Origin of the sequence: Parashewanella hymeniacidonis (assembly GCF_016900895.1) — a bacterium.
GTDB lineage: Bacteria > Pseudomonadota > Gammaproteobacteria > Enterobacterales > Shewanellaceae > Parashewanella > Parashewanella hymeniacidonis.
In genome coordinates, this window is sequence record NZ_JAFEUN010000082.1 from 1 (window position 1) to 21,614 (window position 21,614).

The 21,614-nt window shown below is 41.1% G+C and carries 19 protein-coding genes, 1 rRNA gene and 1 pseudogene; 13 read left to right on the forward strand and 8 right to left on the reverse strand.

The window, feature by feature from the left end:
- Positions 1-134: 134 nt before the first annotated feature.
- Positions 135-1,382: an aromatic amino acid transport family protein gene (locus JQC92_RS15430; protein ID WP_205000478.1), complete on the reverse strand. Its 1,248-nt coding sequence runs from the start codon at positions 1,380-1,382 to the stop codon at positions 135-137.
- Positions 1,383-3,827 carry a glycerol-3-phosphate 1-O-acyltransferase PlsB gene (gene plsB / locus JQC92_RS15435; RefSeq protein ID WP_205000479.1) on the reverse strand — a complete coding sequence of 815 codons (2,445 nt, stop codon included), beginning with the start codon at positions 3,825-3,827 and terminating at the stop codon, positions 1,383-1,385.
- Positions 3,828-3,984: 157 nt separating this feature from the next.
- On the opposite strand from plsB, the gene lexA reads away from it, so the two are divergent.
- The 6 genes and pseudogenes from lexA (at position 3,985) to JQC92_RS15465 (ending at position 9,782) form a co-directional block, all read left to right on the forward strand.
- On the forward strand, positions 3,985-4,599 hold the full coding sequence (gene lexA / locus JQC92_RS15440; protein WP_129946163.1) for a transcriptional repressor LexA: 615 nt from the start codon (positions 3,985-3,987) through the stop codon (positions 4,597-4,599).
- Positions 4,596-5,075, forward strand: coding sequence for a SulA-like leucine-rich domain-containing protein (locus tag JQC92_RS15445; protein ID WP_205000480.1), 480 nt, complete (start codon positions 4,596-4,598; stop codon positions 5,073-5,075). Before lexA ends, JQC92_RS15445 begins: the two co-directional genes overlap by 4 nt.
- Before the next feature lie 479 nt (positions 5,076-5,554).
- A pseudogene (gene coxB / locus JQC92_RS15450) lies at positions 5,555-6,658 on the forward strand (cytochrome c oxidase subunit II); the annotation flags it as partial.
- 34 nt (positions 6,659-6,692) lie between these two features.
- Entirely contained in the window at positions 6,693-8,312 is a 1,620-nt protein-coding gene (gene ctaD, locus JQC92_RS15455; RefSeq protein ID WP_205000482.1) for a cytochrome c oxidase subunit I, read from the forward strand.
- 1 nt (position 8,313) lies between these two features.
- The gene (locus JQC92_RS15460) at positions 8,314-8,910 is read left to right on the forward strand and encodes a cytochrome c oxidase assembly protein (protein ID WP_205000483.1); all 597 of its coding nucleotides are present in this window, start codon (positions 8,314-8,316) and stop codon (positions 8,908-8,910) included.
- A complete protein-coding gene (locus tag JQC92_RS15465) occupies positions 8,907-9,782 on the forward strand; it encodes a cytochrome c oxidase subunit 3 (RefSeq protein WP_129946158.1) in 876 nt (291 codons plus the stop codon). Before JQC92_RS15460 ends, JQC92_RS15465 begins: the two co-directional genes overlap by 4 nt.
- A gap of 28 nt (positions 9,783-9,810) precedes the next feature.
- Here JQC92_RS15465 and JQC92_RS15470 read toward each other — a convergent pair whose 3' ends face one another.
- On the reverse strand, positions 9,811-10,029 hold the full coding sequence (locus JQC92_RS15470) for a DUF2909 domain-containing protein (protein ID WP_129946157.1): 219 nt from the start codon (positions 10,027-10,029) through the stop codon (positions 9,811-9,813).
- Positions 10,030-10,075: 46 nt separating this feature from the next.
- On the opposite strand from JQC92_RS15470, the gene JQC92_RS15475 reads away from it, so the two are divergent.
- Genes JQC92_RS15475 through JQC92_RS15495 form a run of 5 tightly spaced genes read left to right on the forward strand, consistent with a single transcriptional unit; the run spans position 10,076 to position 13,881 of the window.
- Positions 10,076-10,834 (forward strand): SURF1 family cytochrome oxidase biogenesis protein, encoded by a 759-nt coding sequence (locus tag JQC92_RS15475; protein ID WP_205000484.1) that lies wholly within the window; start codon positions 10,076-10,078, stop codon positions 10,832-10,834.
- Positions 10,809-11,354 carry a hypothetical protein gene (locus JQC92_RS15480; protein ID WP_205000485.1) on the forward strand — a complete coding sequence of 182 codons (546 nt, stop codon included), beginning with the start codon at positions 10,809-10,811 and terminating at the stop codon, positions 11,352-11,354. The genes JQC92_RS15475 and JQC92_RS15480 overlap by 26 nt, the downstream gene beginning before the upstream one ends.
- Complete coding sequence (locus JQC92_RS15485; RefSeq protein ID WP_205000486.1) at positions 11,354-12,334, forward strand: COX15/CtaA family protein; 981 nt, start codon at positions 11,354-11,356, stop codon at positions 12,332-12,334. Before JQC92_RS15480 ends, JQC92_RS15485 begins: the two co-directional genes overlap by 1 nt.
- Before the next feature lie 14 nt (positions 12,335-12,348).
- Complete coding sequence (gene cyoE, locus JQC92_RS15490; RefSeq protein ID WP_205000487.1) at positions 12,349-13,257, forward strand: heme o synthase; 909 nt, start codon at positions 12,349-12,351, stop codon at positions 13,255-13,257.
- Positions 13,258-13,881: an SCO family protein gene (locus tag JQC92_RS15495; protein ID WP_205000488.1), complete on the forward strand. Its 624-nt coding sequence runs from the start codon at positions 13,258-13,260 to the stop codon at positions 13,879-13,881.
- Between the two features lie 656 nt (positions 13,882-14,537).
- Here JQC92_RS15495 and gorA read toward each other — a convergent pair.
- The 3 genes from gorA to JQC92_RS15510 form a co-directional block, all read right to left on the reverse strand.
- Positions 14,538-15,893, reverse strand: a complete 1,356-nt coding sequence (gene gorA / locus JQC92_RS15500; RefSeq protein WP_205000489.1) for a glutathione-disulfide reductase — start codon at positions 15,891-15,893, stop codon at positions 14,538-14,540.
- Positions 15,894-16,034: 141 nt separating this feature from the next.
- The gene (locus tag JQC92_RS15505; protein WP_205000490.1) at positions 16,035-16,433 is read right to left on the reverse strand and encodes a hypothetical protein; all 399 of its coding nucleotides are present in this window, start codon (positions 16,431-16,433) and stop codon (positions 16,035-16,037) included.
- A 125-nt stretch (positions 16,434-16,558) separates the two neighbouring features.
- Positions 16,559-17,263, reverse strand: coding sequence for a hypothetical protein (locus JQC92_RS15510; protein ID WP_205000491.1), 705 nt, complete (start codon positions 17,261-17,263; stop codon positions 16,559-16,561).
- Between the two features lie 206 nt (positions 17,264-17,469).
- Here JQC92_RS15510 and prlC point away from each other — a divergent pair, with 206 nt between their 5' ends.
- On the forward strand, positions 17,470-19,509 hold the full coding sequence (gene prlC / locus JQC92_RS15515) for an oligopeptidase A (protein WP_205000492.1): 2,040 nt from the start codon (positions 17,470-17,472) through the stop codon (positions 19,507-19,509).
- Positions 19,510-19,668: 159 nt separating this feature from the next.
- Positions 19,669-20,214: a thioesterase family protein gene (locus JQC92_RS15520; protein WP_205000493.1), complete on the forward strand. Its 546-nt coding sequence runs from the start codon at positions 19,669-19,671 to the stop codon at positions 20,212-20,214.
- Between the two features lie 34 nt (positions 20,215-20,248).
- On the opposite strand, the gene ygfZ is transcribed toward JQC92_RS15520, so the two are convergent.
- Together ygfZ and rrf are read right to left on the reverse strand one after the other, a co-directional pair.
- A complete protein-coding gene (gene ygfZ, locus JQC92_RS15525) occupies positions 20,249-21,211 on the reverse strand; it encodes a tRNA-modifying protein YgfZ (protein ID WP_205000494.1) in 963 nt (320 codons plus the stop codon).
- A gap of 287 nt (positions 21,212-21,498) precedes the next feature.
- Positions 21,499-21,614 (reverse strand): 5S ribosomal RNA (rrf, locus tag JQC92_RS15530).

The following is a 21,614-nucleotide window of genomic DNA, read 5'->3' on the forward strand; positions in this document are numbered from 1 at the left end:
ATATTTGCATATATAAGTAGCGTCGGGCTGGTTCAACAACCAGATAAGGCGCAGGCTGCGCTACGCCTATCCTTATTTATTCCAGATAAGGCGCAGGCTGCGCTACGCCTATCCTTATTTATTATAATCTACCCTTATTTATACAATGGCAATAAACTCAACAAGTTAAGAATATGACAAATAATTACAGCCACACCAAATAGCAATACTAACCAAGGCATAAATGCGCCACCGAAAACTCTATAACCATCAGAGGCTGGAAATAGCTTTCTTACTTTCATTGCCATCAATGCAGGTATTACAGCAACAGAGATGGCACCAGCCAATGCCGCATAACCAATCGCTAGAATAAATCCATTAGGAAAAAGTACCCCAAGAACAGTTGGTGGCACAAACGTAATAATACCTGTTTTGATTCGACCAAACCCAGAGTCATCAAAACCAAATAGATCCGCTAAATAGTCAAACAGTCCTAAAGTCACGCCCAAGAATGATGATGCAACCGCTAAATTGGCAAATAGAGTCAATAGTTGATTCAGTGTTTGGTGAGAAATTTGAGAAGTGAGTGCCCCCACTAAAACACCAATATTTCCACCTTGAGTGATAACGTCACTAAAGCCACTGCGCGGAATATTCCCCATAGTAACAACCAACCAGCCAATATAAATGGTTAGTGCAAGGCAAGTACCAACCAAAACGGCTCTAATAACGTGCTTAGCCGATTTATCATAAAACTTAACGAGGCTCGGAATAACACCTTGATAACCAAAACTTGCTAACCCCACAGGTAACGCCGCTAAAATATAAGGCGCATAATCGGAATGACCATCTGGCATCCACAACTTGTTTGGTTCAACTTCAATCAATAAATTGCTGGTCGCAAGTAAAAAAGTAATTACCATACCGCCAAGCATAATGGTAGATATGCGGCTGACATGCTTAGTTCCAATAATCACTATGGCTGCTAAAACAACAGAAAATATTAACGCCGCCATTTGACTAGAAACAGTGATGTCTAACGCCGACAAACTGTGATTTACAATTGAACCACCACCACTTACATAAGCATAGGTCAATACATACAATAAGAATGTGACCGAAATACCACTCAACACACGCCAAAAAGGCCCTAAAATTCGGCTGGTTAAACTGTCGAAACTCACTCCTGCCTCATAATGCAAATTAGCTTCTAGCAGCAAAAGTCCACCCATTACCATACAAAACCAAACACCGATGAGCATAAATACAGAGTAGCTAAACCACATCCCTGCGCCAACAACAGGTAAAGAAAACATTCCTGCTCCAACGGCTGTCCCAGCCACAATCATCGCACCACCAATAATTGATGGATGTTTCTTTGCCTCAATGTTTGATGCTGACATTTAACTATTTTTCTCCGCTTCTACATTTTGAGTTTGCTGTACTCCTGTAACAACCGTTTGACGTACTTGTGCGTCAAGTAATGAGGTTAATGTGTTACTCAGCTGAATGATGGTATCTTTCTTCTCTGAATGTCCCAGTAAATCCATATCTTTTAGTTTAACGGTTAACGACGCATACAGTTTTCGATCATAAAACTCAGGGGCAGAAATACCGTGTAATGGTCCCATATGTTTCGCTAATTGATGGCTTTCTCGCTCTAAGTCACTGCGTTCAATTTTTGGCTGTAAGCTCAGTAAATTAAAGATAATGGCATAACGTTTCAACATCTCACTGCTTGTACTGGCCAGTAAGTGGAGTTGCCCTTGATGCTCGTCGCTCGCAACCAATCGATTTTCGTCTTCTAAAATAATGTTTTCATTAAGCATCGACTCAATCAGTTGATGAATATAATTTTTTAAGCTTGGTGTTTCGACAAACAGTTCAGCTTGTATCAACGGGAAAATTTGCTCGATAAACTGAACGATTTTCTCTCTTGTTGGTTGAGGCTCTTTAATAATCAAGGTCGCAATTAACGATGGCACCATAAATAAGTGAACAATATTATTACGATAGTAAGTCATGTTAAGGGCCTGAGTATCATCTAAATAAATGATATCACCGAGAGGATCAGGCTCTACAGCAAACTTGTTTAACTCTAATGCTTGAGAAATCAAGACTTCAACGTTACCTTCGGGTACCGTCGAAAACTGTGTGTAAGGGACCTCAGTCAGCAATTTTAGATAAAAACCAAATTGTTGTTTAATGGTTTCTTTTTCTAACGACTTTTGCTCCGATGCCAGAACAATTAAGCTCATTAATGAAATGGAGCTCACTGCGGTAGCGCCGTTAATTTTTGTCATCACCTTATTCGCTAAGCTGTTTACCGCTGGCGTTAACCAAGTTGGTTTCTGCTCTGGATCTTGTGCGATAAGCGCTCGCCACTCAGGTTCAATCTGTGACAAATGTTGCTGAACATTGATTGGCTCACCAAAATTCACATAGCCTTGACCGAAATTTCCAAGTTTTCTGATAGCAGCAAAAACCTGCCAAACGGATTCCTTTTGCTTTTTCTTACCACTGAGTTCTTTATGATAAGTGGCAACTTCCATGACATGATCGTATCCAAGATACACAGGAACTAAGGTTACAGGTCGTTCGATACCTCGAAGCACACTGCTGACAGTCATGGCTAACATACCCGTTTTAGGGTTGAGTAAACGGCCTGTACGAGAGCGACCACCTTCAGTGAAATACTCTACTGAATAGCCTTTATTAAAAAGTAGGTCGAGGTAGCCTTTAAAAACAGCCGTATACAATTTATTGCCGTTAAAGCTGCGTCGAATAAAGAAGGCGCCACCTTTACGAAACATAGGACCCGCAGGCCAAAAGTTAAGGTTAATACCAGCAGCAATATGCGGAGGAACCATACCTTCGTAATAGAGAATATATGAAAGCAACAAGTAATCCATATGACTACGATGGCACGGTACATACACAATTTCATGACCATCGTGATGCAGCTGACGAACTAATTCAGCGCCACGAATATTGATGCCTTTATACAGTTTATTCCATAACCACGTCAGTAGTCGCTCAGCAATACGAACTAAGCTATCTGAATAGTTTGCCGCAATTTCATCAAGGTAATTCTCAGCGTTGGTTTTAGCTTCTTGCTTTGAGATTTTTTTACTGGCCGCTTGTTCATTAATGGCTTTTTGAATGCTTTCTGAATTCAAAAGTTCTTTAAACATGGCTTGGCGATTCGGCAAGTCAGGTCCGGTCATCACTTTTCTTTGGCGACGAAAATGAACACGTGCGACACGTGCAAGTTTATGAGCAATTCGTTCATCACTTCCGTGCTCATCTGTCATATAACGCAATGAAACAGCATTAGAAAATTGAATAAAATTATGACGCCCTAAAAACAGTATCATTAGGCATTTGCGTAACCATGTTGGGCTCTCACGCTCTAACACCGCTGCTTTCATGGTATCGTCTTCTTTTCCTGGTATTCTTCCCCAATACATACTGACGGGTAATAGCTGAACATCCAAAGACGAATCTTGCTTGTGTAAATTTAGCAACTGCTTAAAGTTGCTTAAAAAAACATTCGTTTTTGATGCCCTGCCTATCATGGGCTTTGCAGGTGCCAAACAAACAACTCTTGGGACTGATTCGTTTCTAATCTGAATATCATCGTATGGGCTAGGTAAACCAAGTGATTCTGTTACTTCACTTAACGATGAGATATCACTAACCGACTCGGTTTTCATTACGTAAACAATCGGTCTATCAGCATCTAAATTGAGATCAGCGAATGGCTGCTGTGGGACAACGACGGTATGAACAAACCAATTTTGCACTGTACGAAGTGCTTTAAAAAACCAGGAATTATGCTTAGTCATTCTTCTACTTAGCGTTTGAAATACAAAAGAGTCAAAACGCTAGGATATCAAACTTATAGCAAATAACCTAAACAGGATTGCTTAATTATTGGTTGCACACAGCACATTACTGTATATAATAACAGTAACTGTATAAGCGAACAGCGAGTGTGTAGAAATGAGACCTTTGACCGCAAGACAAGCTGAGATTTTAGAACTTATTCGTCAGAATATTTCTGAAACAGGCATGCCTCCTACCCGTGCTGAAATTGCAAAACGTTTAGGTTTCCGCAGTGCTAATGCAGCAGAAGAACACCTAAAAGCCTTGGCCAAAAAAGGGTATATCGAAATCATACCAGGCACATCGCGCGGCATCCGTTTATCTCAAGATCTTGAGGTTCAGGATGGGCTACCTTTGATTGGCCAAGTTGCCGCAGGTGAACCAATACTGGCTCAAGAACATGTTGAGCAATATTACCAAGTCGATGGCAACCTATTTAAACCTGGTGCAGATTTCTTATTGCGCGTTAAAGGCGACAGTATGAAAAACATTGGTATTTTAGAGGGTGATTTACTTGCCGTACATAAACAACAACAGGCATCAAATGGTCAAGTTGTTGTTGCTCGTGTCGAAGATGATGTCACGGTGAAACGCTTTGAACAGAAAGGTAACGTGGTTTATCTGCATGCGGAAAATGAAGAATACCAACCGATAGAAATTGACTTAAGCTTTCAACAACTCTCTATTGAAGGTTTAGCTGTAGGCGTGATAAGAAACGGAGAGTGGCTATGATAGTACGCTCTCCTGCAATATCACACCCTGGTGTTTGGACACAGCCAAGCACACAGTACTCAGAACAAAATCAAAGCATTAAGACGCTTCAAATTACAAACGGTGGTGAACAGGAACTGACCAATCTAGGCTCTGAACTTGCCACGTTGAGCCACCAAGGGCGTTGGATAGTTCTCATTAACCCTAATCATAATAATTATAAATCCATCCTAGCCCAATCGGGTGTAAAAATGGAGCGCATCTTATTGGTTCATACCAAAGATGATGTTGAAGCTTTGTGGGCACTTGAAAAAGCCCTCACTAACGGCACAAGTAGTGCCGTTATTTGCTGGACATCAACACTCGATTGTCGAGATATTCGTCGACTGGAACTGGTCAGTAAGTCCGCTTGCGCTAAAGGTATCATTCTTCAATCTGGCTCTGATTTAACTTTGGCGCCTCACGCAATCCCTCCCAAAAAAAGATCATTTCATTAACATATTAATTGATGTGAAATTTATATAAATAATTCTCTTATAGAATAGTAAACTAAAAAAATTCACCAATATTTCATCTAATTACATGAAACATGATCTTGATCAATCTTTAAACAGCAAGTAATGTAGAGATAGTAACTAATCTTAAATTGTTCTTAAATTGTTACAAAAATGCGAAATATTTCGCTTAACAAACATTCGAATTAACGACCCTGTTTTATAAAGTTGATATCTCAAATTTTAATTTGAGTAAATTCAGCAGTAAGCGCACGAGTGGTATACACCCAGAGCCGTAAACAGATTTACTGGATGACTGACCTGCTAACCATTAGCGATTGAGTCAACGAAAACAACAACACCACCATTGCACTTTGATATCGATAAGCTTTTTTAGGGAACTGAAAAGTTAGCATGGAGCTAAGTATTAACGTGTGACTTTTCTTTGTAGTTGCTTTTGCAATTGGCAGAGGAGACGTCTAGTGAAGCAATTGTTGTATTGTATGTTAGCGGCTTTCTTAACCCCACCAGTATGGGCTGAAGAAATGCGCTTTAACATGACTCAAGGGGTAACAGAAATAAGTCATAAGGTATATCACTTACATATGACGATTTTTTACATCTGTTGCGTAATCGGGGTAATTGTTTTTGGCATTATGATTTATGCCATGATCAAGCACCGCAAATCAAAGGGTGCAGTCGCCGCTAATTTTCACGAAAGTACGAAAGTGGAAATTTTGTGGACAATCATTCCATTTATTATTCTTATCAGTATGGCTATCCCAGCAACAAAAACACTTGTTGCAATGGAAGATCCAAGTGACTCTGATTTGACCGTAAAAATTACGGGTTCGCAATGGAAGTGGCACTACGACTATTTCGACAAAGGTGTTAGCTTTTATAGCTTATTAACGACACCTCAGGAAGAAATCGACAACAAAAAAGATAAAGACGAGCATTACTTGCTCGAAGTAGATAAACCTCTTGTTCTCCCTACTAACCGAAAAATCCGCTTCTTAGTCACTTCTGACGACGTGATTCATTCTTGGTGGATGCCCGCATTCGCCGTTAAAAAAGATGCAAACCCAGGTTTTATCAATGAAACTTGGGCAAAAATTGACGAGGAAGGCACGTATCGTGGCCAGTGTACTGAGCTCTGCGGTAAAGGCCACGGATTTATGCCTATCGTTGTCAAAGCCGTTTCTGGTGAAGAATTTGATAAGTGGATAATCGCCCAAAAAGATGAGGCGAAAAAAGCCAAAGCGCAAGCCAAAGCTTCATTGTCTAAAACGCTTTCTAAAGATGAACTCTATGCCAAAGGTGAAAAGGTCTACACCGCTCACTGCGCTGTATGCCACCAGCCAAATGGTATGGGACTTCCAGGTGTATTTCCGCACTTAAAGGGCAGCCCTGTTGCCACTGGACCTGTGCATGATCATATCTATATCGTGACACACGGTTTCCCAGGTTCTGCGATGCCAGCTTTTGACAAACAGCTCACAGCTGAAGAAATTGCGGCAGTCATTACCTACGAGCGAAATGCGTGGGGTAACAATACTGGCGACGCAGTGCAAGCTGCAGATGTCGTGAAAGTAGAAAAGCAAAAGTAGGGGAAATAGCATGACAACATTAAACCCTCAAAGTGATCCGCTTGAAACAGAGCCAAGCTCTGAACATCATGACGATCATTCGCATCATCAGCCACCAAAAGGCCTGATGCGATGGGTGCTAACCACCAACCATAAAGATATTGGTACCTTATATCTGTGGTTAAGTTTCATTATGTTTTTAACCGGCGGCTCAATGGCAATGGTGATCCGTGCAGAATTATTTGAGCCCGGTTTGCAATTGGTTGAGCCTAACTTCTTTAACCAAATGACCACTGTTCATGGGTTAATCATGGTTTTTGGAGCCGTAATGCCAGCCTTTACAGGGCTTGCTAACTGGTTAATCCCCATGATGATTGGTGCCCCAGACATGGCACTACCCAGAATGAACAACCTCAGCTTTTGGATTCTACCATTTGCATTTTTGATTCTATTAAGCTCGTTATTTATGGAAGGAGGAGGGCCAAACTTTGGTTGGACCTTCTATGCACCGCTTTCCACCCATTACAGTGGGGATAGTACGGCGCTCTTTGTGTTCTCCATCCACATCATGGGAATAAGTTCGATAATGGGCGCGATTAACGTCATTGTCACCATTATCAATTTGCGTGCACCTGGCATGACTTGGATGAAGTTACCGTTATTCGTCTGGACTTGGCTAATTACTGCCTTTTTATTGATTGCAGTGATGCCTGTTCTTGCAGGCGCAGTCACCATGGTATTGACCGATAAATTCTTTGGTACCAGCTTCTTTGATGCTGCGGGTGGTGGTGACCCTGTGATGTTCCAGCATATTTTCTGGTTCTTTGGTCACCCTGAAGTGTACATCATGATCTTACCGGCTTTCGGTATTGTCTCTGCCATCATTCCAACTTTTGCGCGCAAAAAGCTGTTTGGCTACTCATCAATGGTGTACGCCGTTGCCAGTATAGCTATTCTGTCGTTTTTAGTGTGGGCTCATCATATGTTTACCACAGGAATGCCGTTAGTTGCTGAACTGTTCTTCATGTATTGCACCATGTTAATTGCCGTTCCAACTGGAGTGAAAGTCTTTAACTGGGTCGCGACGATGTGGAAAGGTTCAATTTCTTATGAGCCACCTATGCTTTGGGCGATTGCTTTCGTGATTCTATTCACGATAGGTGGTTTTTCAGGCTTGATGCTGGCAATGACACCGGCTGATTTCCAGTACCATGACACCTATTTTGTCGTTGCCCATTTCCACTATGTACTCGTTACAGGAGCCGTATTCTCTATTATGGCGGCTGCCTATTACTGGTTACCAAAGTGGACAGGACACATGTACAGCCACACCCTAGCTAAATGGCATTTCTGGTGCTCCTTGATTTCGGTGAATGTATTGTTCTTCCCAATGCACTTTGTCGGACTTGCAGGCATGCCACGACGTATACCGGATTACAATATTCAATTTGCCAACATCAATGAAGTGGTCTCTATTGGTGGCTTTGCATTTGGATTATCACAGTTACTCTTCTTGGTACTCGTGATCAAATGTATCCGAGGTGGTGAAAAAGCAGAGGCGAGATCTTGGGAAGGTGCTGAAGGCTTAGAGTGGGATATTCCTAGCCCTGCGCCATATCACTCGTTCACCACGCCACCGGAGATAAAGTAATATGGCTGCAAACCCAAACATCAATCCAAATCATGGAAAAAAATCCAATAAGAAGCTGGTTCTATGGCTGATTGGCGGCTCAATTGCTATGTTCGGGTTTGGGTTTGCCTTAGCTCCACTGTACGACATTATGTGCCAAACACTTGGTATTAATGGAAAAACAGCTACATCGGCCAAAGCATATACCGCTGAACAAATTGTCGATAAAACCCGTTTGGTGAATATCGAATTCATGGCTCAAATTCCTCCAGGTATTAATTGGGAGTTTGGGCCACAAGTGAATACAATGAAAGTTCACCCAGGTGAGTTGATACGAACCAATTTCATTGCGAAAAATTTATCGTCAAGTGCAGTGGTTGGTCAGGCGGTACCCTCTGTATCTCCTGGGCAAGGAGCGTTGTATTTCCATAAAACTGAATGTTTTTGCTTTAATCAGCAACCACTTGCGGCTGGTGCGGACAGTGAACTCCCCCTAATTTTCTTTATTGATCCAGATTTACCATCTTCAATAAATACTCTCACCCTTTCCTATACCTTGTTTGATGTTACAGCGTCTTCACAAGCAGCGTTAGCGAAAGTGCAAGGAGCAACACAATGAGTACCCATCAACATTATTATGTTCCAGCCCAGAGTGGCTGGCCAATTGTCGGGGCAATAGGGTTATTTTTAATGGCGTTTGGCGCCGGACACTTTATTGCAGAACTTGAAACCCACGCCAGTCCGATAGGCTTAATCGCTTTAGGGGCAGGTTTTTTAACGATTCTTTATTTGATGTACGGCTGGTTTAAAACCGTTATCAACGAATCAAATCAAGGTTTATATTCGCCACAAATGGATCGCTCTTTCCGTCAGGGAATGAGTTGGTTTATCTTTTCTGAAGTGATGTTTTTCGGCGCCTTTTTTGGTGCGCTGTTCTTCATCCGCATGTTTTCTGTGCCGTGGCTGGGTGGAGAATACCATTCGACCGCCACCCATGAGGTTTTATGGCCAAATTTTGAAGCCATCTGGCCATTAACGACAACACCAAAAGGTGACACAACCCAAGCGATGCCTTGGCACGGTTTACCTTTGTATAACACCATTATCCTATTAATTTCTTCTGTGACACTGCACTTTGCGCATGTCTCATTAGAAAAAGGTAAACGTGGTGCATTAAAAGTTTGGTTGTCGTTAACGATTTTGCTTGGTCTTGGTTTCTTGTATTTGCAAGTTCATGAGTATATTCATGCGTATACCGAACTTGGTTTAACACTAGAATCGGGAGTTTATGGTAATACCTTCTTCATGTTAACAGGGTTCCACGGCCTTCACGTCACAATCGGCACTATTTTCTTAATAACTCTATTTATTAGGATCTTGAAGGGTCACTTTAAACCAGATAATCATTTTGCCTTCCAAGCTGGTAGCTGGTATTGGCACTTTGTTGATGTTGTCTGGCTGTGTCTATTTATATTTGTATACGTACTTTAATACATCAGCCATCAGCAGTTTTGGTGGCTTAGTAAGGCGTAGGGTTTGGGTGAATCCAACCAAGTCCTATCGCTAAAATAAGCGCTATCACGACGAGTGCTGAAAGCATCACTCGACGCCCTAAGTAACGACTCATAGATTGTTTGTTATCGCTTCTAACCATAATAAATAAGGCGCGGCCTAAATTAAAAATGATGAACAGCAGCAGTAAGACGAGTACAACTTTAAAAAGCAATAGGGTATCCACAGGGTCACCTCTCTCTAGGCTATTTAAAAGTAAGTTATTAGCCAGTGTGTTATTTTTTGGGCTACTTATATTATTAATAAAATTAGGTGCTTGGCAACTTAATCGTGGTTATGAGAAACAAGATATTGAACAACAGCTCATCCTGCGACAGCAATTACCCTCTTTGACAACTCAGTCGTTGAACCAACAGAAGGACTTTTCTGAGTTATTAGGTAGGCAACTTACGGTATTAGCTTCTCCAACAACCTCACCACTTATCGCTTTAGATAACCAGGTCAATCAAGGGAAGGTAGGCTATTTAATTTATCAATTGATGGAGGTCACCCCTGAACAACCCGCACTATTGGTTGAACTTGGATTTATTCAGGCAAACCCAGATCGCAGTGAGCTTCCAACTGTAACTGCGTATCAGCAGCAACAGTTTCAAGGGCGCTTATATTACAGAGAAAGCAACCCTATGAGTGATCAACTCTACCCAGAAATGGGGCCCATGGTTCGAATTCAAAACTTAAATATAGCTCAGTTATCGCAATACCTTCAGCGAGCATTATTTCCGGTAGTACTTCAACCTGAAACCGTTGCCTTCGACGCTCAACATAAGCCACTTGCAAAACCTTGGCAGCCCATTCCAATGCCAGCAAAAAAACATTTTGGTTATGCCATGCAATGGTTTTCGATGGCAATTGCATTATTCATTATCGGCATCGTGTTATTAAAACCGATATTCACTTCTTTTCCCGTTTTTTCAGCATTAAAAGTCAGTGTTAAAAGGAGCAAGGATGAACTCTCTCAAAACAAAAAATAAAAAAGCACTTATTGCGCTCATTGCCGTTTTTGTTTTACCTGTTATCTCAGCAAAAGTCGTACTATCACTGAATCTTTACGATGGTGGACAAACCAACAAAGGTGAATTGTTACCAGAAACACTTGCCTATCAAACATTGGAAATGAAAAATCCTCATCCCAAGAAGTGGCAAATTGTTTTTTTGCTACCTGAGCATTGTGGTAAACCGTGCCAGCAGCAGTTATACCTTCTTAAACAAACTCATACTGCACTTGGACGCGAACAAGGCCGAGTCGAACCGGTTGTGTTACTAACAGAAAACAGTGATCAAACTGCGTTAGTGGCCTATCAATTTACCACCGCTCCAATTAGTACGCAGTTGCAAAAGCAGTTAGATAAACAGCAAATTATCATTGCCGATCCCCTTGGAAAACTCGTCACTCGATACAACCTGAAAGACGACGAAAAACAGCGTTTATTGCAAGGTAAAGCCATGATGAATGACTTGCGAAAAATGCTGAAACTGTCGAGGGTAGGTTAATGACGTTAAAAACAATTCTAAAAATATCGATCGTATTTACTTTCATCGTCATTTTAATGGGTGCATACACACGTCTTGCAGATGCAGGGCTTGGCTGCCCTGACTGGCCGGGCTGTTACGGCCAATTAAAAGTCCCAACGGGTGAGCATGAACTTGCTAAGGCTGAACAACATTTTCCTGGCCTTGAAGTCGAACCGAAAAAAGCCTGGTTAGAAATGATCCACCGTTACCTTGCAGGCACGCTAGGTCTAATGGTTTTCGGAATTTTAATTTATTGCTTACGAACAAAAGGCTCGCCTAAAAAGCTGCCTATGGTTATCAGTGCCTTAATTATATTTCAGGCTTTATTGGGGATGTGGACAGTTACGATGATGCTAATGCCAATTGTTGTCATGTCCCATTTACTCGGTGGCTTTACCTTAATCGCCTTATTATTTTTGATGTACTTGAGAGTCAAACCTCTCAGGATTGAAGGTGGTGATCGTTTTGCCAGAGGGTTTAAAAATTTAGCACTTATCGCACTACTAGCGCTTATTGGGCAGATTATGCTCGGCGGTTGGACGTCATCAAATTATGCAGCATTAACCTGCACCACACTGCCTATTTGCCAAGGAGATTGGTGGAATAACCTCAATCTCGCCAAGGCATTCTCTCCCTTTCAAGGTGATCACATCAGTTTCGAATATGGGGTACTTGATCACTACACACGAATGACCATACATGTCGCACATCGAATTTGGGCAATAGTAACCAGTTTATTGATTCTCTGGTTAGGTTTGAGATTACTTAAAAGCCACTCAAGCATCATTAAACATGGTGCAGGGGTGATGTTAGTACTTTTAATTCTCCAAGTATTATTAGGCGTGAGTAATATCGAATTTTTATTACCTCTGCCTGTTGCGGTTGCCCATAACGGTGGGGCGGCATTACTTCTGTTATCACTGGTTTACCTTAACTACGCCATCAGAAAAAGAGCATGAACAAGGAGCGTTACATGAATAAAAATATTACCCTAAATTCCCATGCCAACTTAGTCTTTAACTGGCGTGACTATTTGGAAATGACCAAACCCAAAGTTGTTGCGTTAATGCTTCTCACTGTATTGGTTGGAATGTGCTTAACCACTGATGGACAGTTAGCACTAATACCATTAATCAGTGGTTTATTAGGTATCGGAATGATGGCTGGCTCAGCAGCGGCGTTCAACCACCTTATTGATCGCAGAATTGATGGCGTAATGGCTCGCACATATAACCGTCCACTTCCCAAAGGCAGGGTTTCTGCTAAGAAAGCCATTTCTTTTGCTGTTTCCATTGGTGTATTAGGTTTTAATATTTTATATGCACTTACCAACCCATTAACAGCTTGGCTAACTCTCGCAAGCTTGGTTGGCTACGCTGTCATTTATACTGCTTATTTAAAGCGTGCCACATCGCAAAATATTGTAATAGGCGGTTTAGCAGGGGCCATGCCACCATTGCTCGGTTGGACAGCCATGACCAATGAGTTTCACGGCCATGCTTTATTACTTGTCATCATCATTTTTACTTGGACGCCACCTCATTTCTGGGCGTTAGCCATTCATAGACAAAAAGAATATGCGAAAGTCGACGTACCCATGCTGCCTGTAACACATGGTATTGATTTCACTAAGACCTGTATTTTTCTTTATACCATTTTATTAGCTATCGCCTGTTTACTCCCTGTAATCGTTGGTATGAGTGGTGGTATTTATCTTGTTGGTTCCAGTATCTTAAGTGCTTGGTTTATATATAAAGCTTGGCAACTTAAATACGCCGATTATGCTGGGCTTGCGATGAATGTATTTAAGGTATCAATTTATCATCTAATGATACTGTTTATCATACTGTTAGCTGATCATTACCTTTGGGGTTTGTTGTAAATGAAAAAAGTAGCTCAATTCAGTTTGCTAGCAATCCTACTGCTGGCAGGAGGCTATACAGCTTGGTACTTTCAAGACAAGCCACTTGAATTAAAAACCACACAATTATTTCCCAAGCCTAGACCAGTGATCAACTTTTCAATGACGGATCACAAAGGAAGCGCTTTCACTCAAGAGCAGTTAAAGGGTAAGTGGAGCTTGTTATTTGCCGGTTATACTTCCTGCCCTGATATTTGCCCAACAACAATGAATAAACTCAGTAATGCATTTCCTAAACTTAATGCAGTTGCCCCCATTCAAGTCGTGTTAATTTCGGTTGATCCACAACGAGACACTCCCGACAAGCTAAACAGCTATATCCAATTTTTTAATTCAGAGTTCATTGCAGTGACTTCAGAACACAAGCAATTAATTCCAATTACTCGAAGCTTGGGTATGGCTTATTCAATGGTAGGAGAGGGAGACAGTTACTTAGTAGATCACAGTGCTTCTATCGTATTAATTTCACCTAAAGGTGAGCGCTTTGCGATGGTAAAGCCGAAGTCATCTGAGTTAGGAAAAATACCCCAAATAAAAACCAAGGCTTTAATTAGTGACATTACTCAAATTATGAAAAGATATTAAACGACCAGTGCGAATATACTTTTGCTAAAAGGAAATGATGAAATACTAGGTAAAGTCTGAGTTATCGTCAACGGCTTCGTTTGCTGTTGATCTGCGTTAACAACAAAATCTTCCTGTATTTCATTAGTACCTTGCATTGTCATTACCAAGTTTTGTAACAATGGTTTTAGCACTTCGATGTATTTTATATTACAAGAAGAGACTATAGGATGAGTTATAGCTTTACTGGTATGACCTCAATAGCAAAGAGAGCCCATATAAAACTGAGCTTTTTTGGCATCCCAGTATTCATGCAGTTTGTTATTTATACAAATCTAATGTGTATATACCCATGATACCTGAAGATGCTCGATTTCAGCGAGAATGCACAACTTGTTAATCAAGGTGACGGTGTGCGGCAATAGTGAGCTATTGTTAGCACTGGTAACGAAGAGTAACAAGCTGTGCAACTCGCACTGCGTGGACTTCTCAGCGCCAATTCTTCTTTGTTACATTAGCTCGAAAGAATCCCGATATTCCTTCATTAATGCGCCTCAAAGAATTGGCGCTGAAAAAGTCCTGAAACATGCATCTTCAAGTATCATGGGTATAAATAACTCATACCCACATCGGTGTAAAAAAGCATCATTTCTATGAACGCTGCTGAGACAGATGACTTATCTCATGGTAACAAACTCTTCAGCACCCGTTGGGTGAATTGCAACAACAGCGTCAAAATCGCTCTTTGTCGCCCCCATCTTCATTGCAACACCAAAGCCCTGTAAAATTTCATCCATAGCAAAGCCAATACCATGAATACCTACGACTTTCTCGTCATCCCCAGCACACACTAATTTCATCTTACATGCTTGGCGGTGAGCCGTAACGGCGGTATACATAGAAGTAAATGCTGAAGTGTACACTTTCACATTACCTTCACCATACTGCTCTATGGCTTCTGGTTCTGATAGTCCCATAGTGCCAATAGGTGGGTGACTAAATACTACGGTCGGTACATTGACATAATCCATTCTGGCATCAGTCATTCCATTGAATAAACGCTCTGATAATAAACGCCCAGCCTTTACCGCTACCGGAGTAAGTTCAATGCCACCTTGCATAATGTCACCGACACAATAAATGCCTTCTACCGAAGTATTTTGCTGCTCGTCAGTAATAATATACCCACGTTCATCATGCTCAACACCCGTATTTTCAAGACCGATGCGATCCGTAGATGGCTGACGGCCAATCGCCCAAATTAAACAATCAACCTCATAGCTTTCACCATTTTCGAGGTGAAGCGTGATACTACCATCGTCATTTTTATCTACTTTTGACGGTGTACTGTGAGTATGCAGCGACGGACCTTCAGCGGCCATTGCTTCAACCAATGTTTCAGACAGTAAGGGATCAAAATTTCGCAGAGGAGAATGTTTACGAACAAATAAATGCGTTTCACTACCTAAACCATGTAAAACACCCGCCAGCTCAACAGCAATATAACCTGCACCAATTACCGCAACACGCTTTGGTTGTTCAGTTAGCTCAAAGAAGCCATCAGAATCGATACCATGTTCTGCGCCTGGGATATTTGGAATCGTCGGTGCTCCACCTGTTGCAATCAGGATATGATCAGCGGTGTATTGCTCGCCATTCACTTCAATCGTATGGTTGTCTACAAATTTGCCATAACCTTTCACTAACGTGACGCCATTAGAGGCCAGGCCACGGTCATAGGCACAATGTATACGTTCAATATAAGCTTCACGGCTGTCCACTAATGTTTGCCAGTTAAATTGATTAACAGACACATCAAAACCATAATCTTTAGCGTATAGATGAATGGCTTCTGCAACCTGAGCACCATACCACATGACTTTTTTAGGAACACAGCCTACATTAACGCAAGTACCACCCACATGCTTTGCTTCAATAAGCAAAACTTTAGCGCCTCGCATCGCTGCCCGGTTTGCTGATGCAATACCGCCACTTCCTGCGCCTAAACAAATATAGTCAAAATGCTGTGACATAAAAATCTCCTAAAAACCTCATTAAGCTCATGCTCAACTAATGGTTGCTCACCTTATGCTTAAAATAATAAAGAAACAATAGCTAAGCAGAACACTTAGCTATTCAGTAATGAATGAACAGACCGAGGAAATAGAGGAAAACTAACGCTTAAATTGACACTTAGCGTAATCATGAACAGTAGGACCTTCAACGCCACACTTTAAACACACCCATTCTTTTTTTCGTACCGTTAACTCTTTCTTGTGATAACCAGAACGCATATCCATGCCATTCATTGCGCCCATCAACGTTTCTTCGAGTTTATTCATGCGTTGATTTAACCAATGACAACTTGGGTCATTTGCTACATTTGCACGAGAGGTCAGCATCTCTTGACGAGATAAATCACTAAAGCGCTTGGGGCTAGCCGATATAGTCGTTTTCTCTTGAATATTACGTTCGAGCGATACCTCCTGAGAGTTGACCTCAGCAGCTGAGGAAGCGCCAAAAAAAGTGAGTACAAAAAGCGCAAAGCGCCCAAATGTGCCATCCACTGACATAGTTTTCTCCTTTTATTGTTTGCAATTGGTATCATTTCAAGCAGCGCAAACAAATATCCTTGGAAACAGTAACTCTATCAGTGTAGTGGCAACTGAATTATTTATTAAATAATTCTATCAATCGATCACCAGTGCCAACTTACTTTAACACCACCAAAAGTTTGATTTGGGCGATTGTCATTATTCCAATCCGTTAATTCAGACTCTGAGAACGAACGTGCGACAAAACCACTTAAAGTCACATCATGCCTAAGTGCGTAACTCATACTAAGCCCTAGTTCAAGGTGATTGCTACCATCGTGCTTTTCACCGATGTACCCATAATCTAACCCTTGTTCAATATAAGGGTGTAAAGTCATTTTTTCTGATAACTCAACATTTCCTTTCAGAGTCACAAAAACAAAGTAACCATCAGATTCTGTTTCATAAATCGTTTTGATTTGCGGTGTAACCCAAGAAAAACCAGTGTAAGCCGTCGTTAGGTAAAACTCATGCCCCGTAAAATCAATAATACCTTTGCAATCTAACCCCGTGTACCCTAATGCGACGAACCAATCATCGTGTATCGGTATTGAGTAACTGATATCAATATCCACTTCAGTAAAATCAACACTGTCTGCTTCACCGATTGCAATGAATCCACTGAAATTATCATAAGTCCCACCAACTTCACTCCAGAAAATCCCACCTTTATCCAATAAGTCTCTGCCTTTAGATACATATTTAGTCTTGTAATATGCATCAAAATACACACTGGTCTCGGCAGCCATCACGGCACTACTGCCCAACATCGTCAATAACATTAAACTTTTTGTAAAAGGCTTTTTCATAAATCAAATAACTATTCAGCAATCAGGGGAGTTCATAGTAAGTAAGAGTTCACTTTTATGTGAGCTTGGGGTAGCAAAAGCGTGATCTTAATTGATACGAAAATACGTTTTTTGTGCAATTGAGCAAATTTTAACTAGAAACTTGATATTACGATTCACTGCCCTTATCTATTAGGTATTGCCGGAAACTTTACAAGGCCAAAAAAATGAGCAATCCACTTCAGACTAAATCAGAGCTACCTGTATTTTCATCGATTGAACCTCAGCACATTCAACCAGCAGTAGAGCAAGCCATTGCAAACTGTCACAAAACGATTGAATCAGTAATAAAAAATGGTGCGCCATATACATGGGACTCATTAATCGCTCCTTTAGAGCAAATAGATGACGAACTCAGTCAAGTTTGGTCCCCCGTTTCTCACATGAATTCTGTCGTCAGTAATGATGACTGGCGCGAAGCTCATGACGCTTGCTTACCACTGCTTTCCGATTATGGAACTTTTGTCGGCCAACATCAGGGTCTATATAATGCTTATATTTCTTTGAGTGAATCGGAAGAATTTTCAACGCTTAATCAAGCTCAAAAAGCCAGTATCGAACATGCTATCCGTGATTTTAAATTGTCTGGAATTGGTCTTAAAAACGAAGCAAAACAGCGTTATGGTGAGATCAAAAAAAGATTATCTGAACTCACCAGTCAATTCTCCAATCAGTTGTTGGATGCAACTCATGCTTGGAGCAAATTAATTACCGATACAACGAAATTAGCAGGTTTACCTGAATCCGCTCTTGCAGCGGCAAAAGCAATGGCAACTGAAAAAGAACAAGATGGTTGGTTGTTCACTTTGGATTTCCCCTCTTATCTCCCGGTAATGACATACAGTGATAACCGCGAGCTGCGTGAAGAGGTTTACACCGCTTTCTGCACTCGAGCTTCGGACCAAGGCCCAAACGCTGGCAAGTATGATAATTCGGAACTGATGAATGAAATTGTTGCTCTGCGCCATGAATTAGCTAATTTGCTTGGTTTCAATAATTACGCTGATAAATCATTGGCAACGAAAATGGCAGAAAACCCTGCACAAGTAATGACTTTCTTAAACCAACTTGCCAGCAAATCAAAACCTCAAGCTGAAAAAGAGTTAGCTGAGCTGCAAGCCTTTGCAAAAGATAACTTTGATGCTGCGGAGTTGAAAGCATGGGATATGGCCTATTACGGCGAAAAGCTGCAACAACATAAATATCAAGTTTCCCAAGAAATGTTGCGACCATATTTTCCAGAAGAAAAAGTATTATCGGGACTTTTTTATACCGTCAATCGATTATTTGGCTTAACGATTAAAGAAGAATCTGGGGTAGACACTTGGCACAAAGATGTGCGTTTCTTTAACATCACCGATGCAAATGATAATCATCGTGGCAGTTTCTATTTAGACTTATATGCACGCAGTGGTAAGCGAGGTGGTGCATGGATGGATGACTGCCGTGTTCGTAGAAGTACAAGTTCAGGGCTGCAAAACCCAATTGCTTATTTAACCTGTAATTTTAATTCACCTGTTGATGGGAAACCGGCGTTATTTACCCATGACGAAGTCATTACTCTATTTCATGAATTTGGTCATGGCATCCATCATATGCTGACACAAATTGATGTAGCTGATGTATCAGGGATCAATGGTGTACCGTGGGATGCCGTCGAATTACCTAGCCAATTCTTAGAAAACTGGTGTTGGGAAGATGAAGCGTTGGCCCATATTTCAGGCCACTTTAAAACTGGTGAGTCACTCCCTAAAGAGTTATTGACGAACATGCTAGCAGCGAAGAACTTCCAATCGGCGATGATGATGGTACGCCAATTAGAGTTCTCATTATTCGACTTTACACTCCACAAGAACTTTGTCCCAGAACAAGGTGCTCAAATTCAGCAAACCTTGAATAGGGTAAGAGAGCAAGTCTCTGTAGTTATTCCTCCTGAATTTAATCGTTTTCAACACAGCTTTGGTCACATTTTTGCTGGCGGTTATGCCGCAGGCTATTACAGCTATAAATGGGCTGAAGTATTATCGGCTGACGCATTTTCACGTTTTGAAGAAGAAGGCATTTTCAATCCAGAAACCGGCAAAAGCTTCTTAAACAACATTCTAGAAATGGGAGGCTCTGAAGAACCAATGGAATTGTTCAAACGCTTTAGGGGCCGAGAGCCAAAAATTGGTGCATTATTGCGTCATTCAGGGATTACCGCTTAAGTCGTACCCTATAAAATTTAAGATCATCTCCGATTTTTGGCGCTTTCTTTCTAATATAAGATAAGCGCCTTTTTTATTTTGATTTATTGCTGAATGGTCTGACCTCTGCTAGCCTGAGTAAACTATATTTCATGGAAAAAGAACAACATAAGGATCAATGTGAATTTATATTTTCGCTTATTTATGCTGCTGTTCTGGCGAATTAAACATTGTAGTCAAATTGGTTTTTTAGAAACCAGTAAAATTACATTTCGTGTAATGCCCAGTGATTGCGACATCAACTTCCACTTAACTAATTCTCGCTATGCTGCTTTTATGGATTTGGCACGCACCTATATGTTGGCAGAAATGAGACTGCTGAAAAAATTTATAAAATTAAAATGGATGCCAATCGTAAACGCTACAGAGTTCACTTACATTCGAGATATCAAACCATTAGAAAAATTTTGGATAGAATCGAAAATCGTTGGTTGGGATGAAAAATATTTCTACATTGAACAACGCTTTCTCACAGCGCGAGGACTTCACTGTATCGTCCATATTCGTGGTGTGTTTATTAATAAGCGCCATCAAGTTCCCATCGAAGAAGTGGTAAAAGCTGCCGGCTATGAAAATGATAAACCAGAACTTCCACCTGAAGTGGTGAAATGGAAAGCATTTTTAAAATTAAAAAAAGAGAGAAACCTTTCTCCACAAAATGTTTAAATAAAAATGGGAGCCATATGCTCCCATTTTTAAATTATGCATCTGAAACTTCAAGCACATAAGGCAAAGGTTTAATTACTAACTGACTTTCCGAATCACCTGCAACTCTAAAATGTGCGGTTTCATCAGTATCATTAGCTAAAACCACCGTCATTAATACTTCTGAACCTCGTTGTACATACTCAACGATATTACCCGCCTTGCGATGGCCGTTTTCTAGCGCCACTTCAACAAAGCCATCTTTGGTGAGTTGGTTATTCACAGTACCTTCCAATATATACAGAGCACGTTTATTTCCACCGCGATACTTCATCCGAGCCACGGTTTCTTGTCCCATATAACAACCTTTGGTAAAACTGATGCCAGCTAATGCGTCTAAATTACACATTTGAGGAATATAGGCACCGCTGTGATTTGCCGCAATATTTGGATACCCCGAAGCGACCTCAAGCGCCTGCCAACTACTTGATTCAAATACCGCTTCGCCATCAAGAAAATCAAGCTCTGCGTCGGCATCAACAACAAGAACATAACGCTCATTGTCTTGTAGAATAATCACGCTATTAGACTCTGAAACTCGACCTGATAATTCACCAAAATGTTTTTCAATAAACACCGAAGCACCTGAGCCTGCTATACCAAACAACAACTTATCAGTCGTGGCATCAGATAACGTGACTTTACTGAAAACCGCATACTTTTGTAGTTGCGGTAAATCAGCATCCACTGTTGTTTTGGGTAATAACATCCAAATGGCTTCTTGAGCTTTAAATAAACGAAAACTCGCTAACATCTTACCTTTAGGATCACAATGTGCGCCCCAACACCAATCCGTCTCAGCAAGGCCCGTCACATCAGCAGTCACCTGACCTTGTAAAAATGTTGCTGCTTGCTCGTCAGTTACAGAAATCAAACCAAAATGTGAGAGTTTCGCAATCAACAGTTCAGGCTGTTCACCAGTAAGAGGCCAGGTAGGATTATGTAAAGTTACTGACATTTAATTTATTCCTATAGGATTTTGCTTCATTGTAGCGAATTGAAACAGCTCTGATAACTATTAATCGTAATAGAAAACTGGGAATAAAATAACCAGTAAAATAATCCTTGCGAAGCGCCCCTCATATGGGGCGAAGATAATGCATTTTGGAAGCAAAGCGGAATTGCAGTGACCTAAGAGATCACATAACCATGTATTATGGACGCTCTGTGATATTTTTTATTATATTAATTGCCTTAAACGCAAAAAGCCCTAGCTGTTTAGCTAGGGCTTTTTACTTATTTGGCGTCTGGCAATGACCTACTCTCACATGGGGAGACCCCACACTACCATCGGCGATGCTGCGTTTCACTACTGAGTTCGGGATGGATTCAGGTGGTTCCACAGCTCTATTGTCACCAGA

What these genes read in the sequence shown, in the direction of transcription:
- JQC92_RS15465 (WP_129946158.1), top strand. Translation starts at nt 8,907, where the DNA reads ATGAGTACCCATCAACATTATTATGTTCCAGCCCAGAGTGGCTGGCCA.
- JQC92_RS15485 (WP_205000486.1), top strand. Translation starts at nt 11,354, where the DNA reads ATGACGTTAAAAACAATTCTAAAAATATCGATCGTATTTACTTTCATC.
- ctaD (WP_205000482.1), top strand. Translation starts at nt 6,693, where the DNA reads ATGACAACATTAAACCCTCAAAGTGATCCGCTTGAAACAGAGCCAAGC.
- lexA (WP_129946163.1), top strand. Translation starts at nt 3,985, where the DNA reads ATGAGACCTTTGACCGCAAGACAAGCTGAGATTTTAGAACTTATTCGT.
- JQC92_RS15430 (WP_205000478.1), bottom strand. Translation starts at nt 1,382, where the DNA reads ATGTCAGCATCAAACATTGAGGCAAAGAAACATCCATCAATTATTGGT.
- plsB (WP_205000479.1), bottom strand. Translation starts at nt 3,827, where the DNA reads ATGACTAAGCATAATTCCTGGTTTTTTAAAGCACTTCGTACAGTGCAA.
- prlC (WP_205000492.1), top strand. Translation starts at nt 17,470, where the DNA reads ATGAGCAATCCACTTCAGACTAAATCAGAGCTACCTGTATTTTCATCG.
- JQC92_RS15510 (WP_205000491.1), bottom strand. Translation starts at nt 17,263, where the DNA reads ATGAAAAAGCCTTTTACAAAAAGTTTAATGTTATTGACGATGTTGGGC.
- gorA (WP_205000489.1), bottom strand. Translation starts at nt 15,893, where the DNA reads ATGTCACAGCATTTTGACTATATTTGTTTAGGCGCAGGAAGTGGCGGT.
- cyoE (WP_205000487.1), top strand. Translation starts at nt 12,349, where the DNA reads ATGAATAAAAATATTACCCTAAATTCCCATGCCAACTTAGTCTTTAAC.
- JQC92_RS15495 (WP_205000488.1), top strand. Translation starts at nt 13,258, where the DNA reads ATGAAAAAAGTAGCTCAATTCAGTTTGCTAGCAATCCTACTGCTGGCA.
- JQC92_RS15480 (WP_205000485.1), top strand. Translation starts at nt 10,809, where the DNA reads ATGAACTCTCTCAAAACAAAAAATAAAAAAGCACTTATTGCGCTCATT.
- JQC92_RS15445 (WP_205000480.1), top strand. Translation starts at nt 4,596, where the DNA reads ATGATAGTACGCTCTCCTGCAATATCACACCCTGGTGTTTGGACACAG.
- JQC92_RS15505 (WP_205000490.1), bottom strand. Translation starts at nt 16,433, where the DNA reads ATGTCAGTGGATGGCACATTTGGGCGCTTTGCGCTTTTTGTACTCACT.
- JQC92_RS15460 (WP_205000483.1), top strand. Translation starts at nt 8,314, where the DNA reads ATGGCTGCAAACCCAAACATCAATCCAAATCATGGAAAAAAATCCAAT.
- ygfZ (WP_205000494.1), bottom strand. Translation starts at nt 21,211, where the DNA reads ATGTCAGTAACTTTACATAATCCTACCTGGCCTCTTACTGGTGAACAG.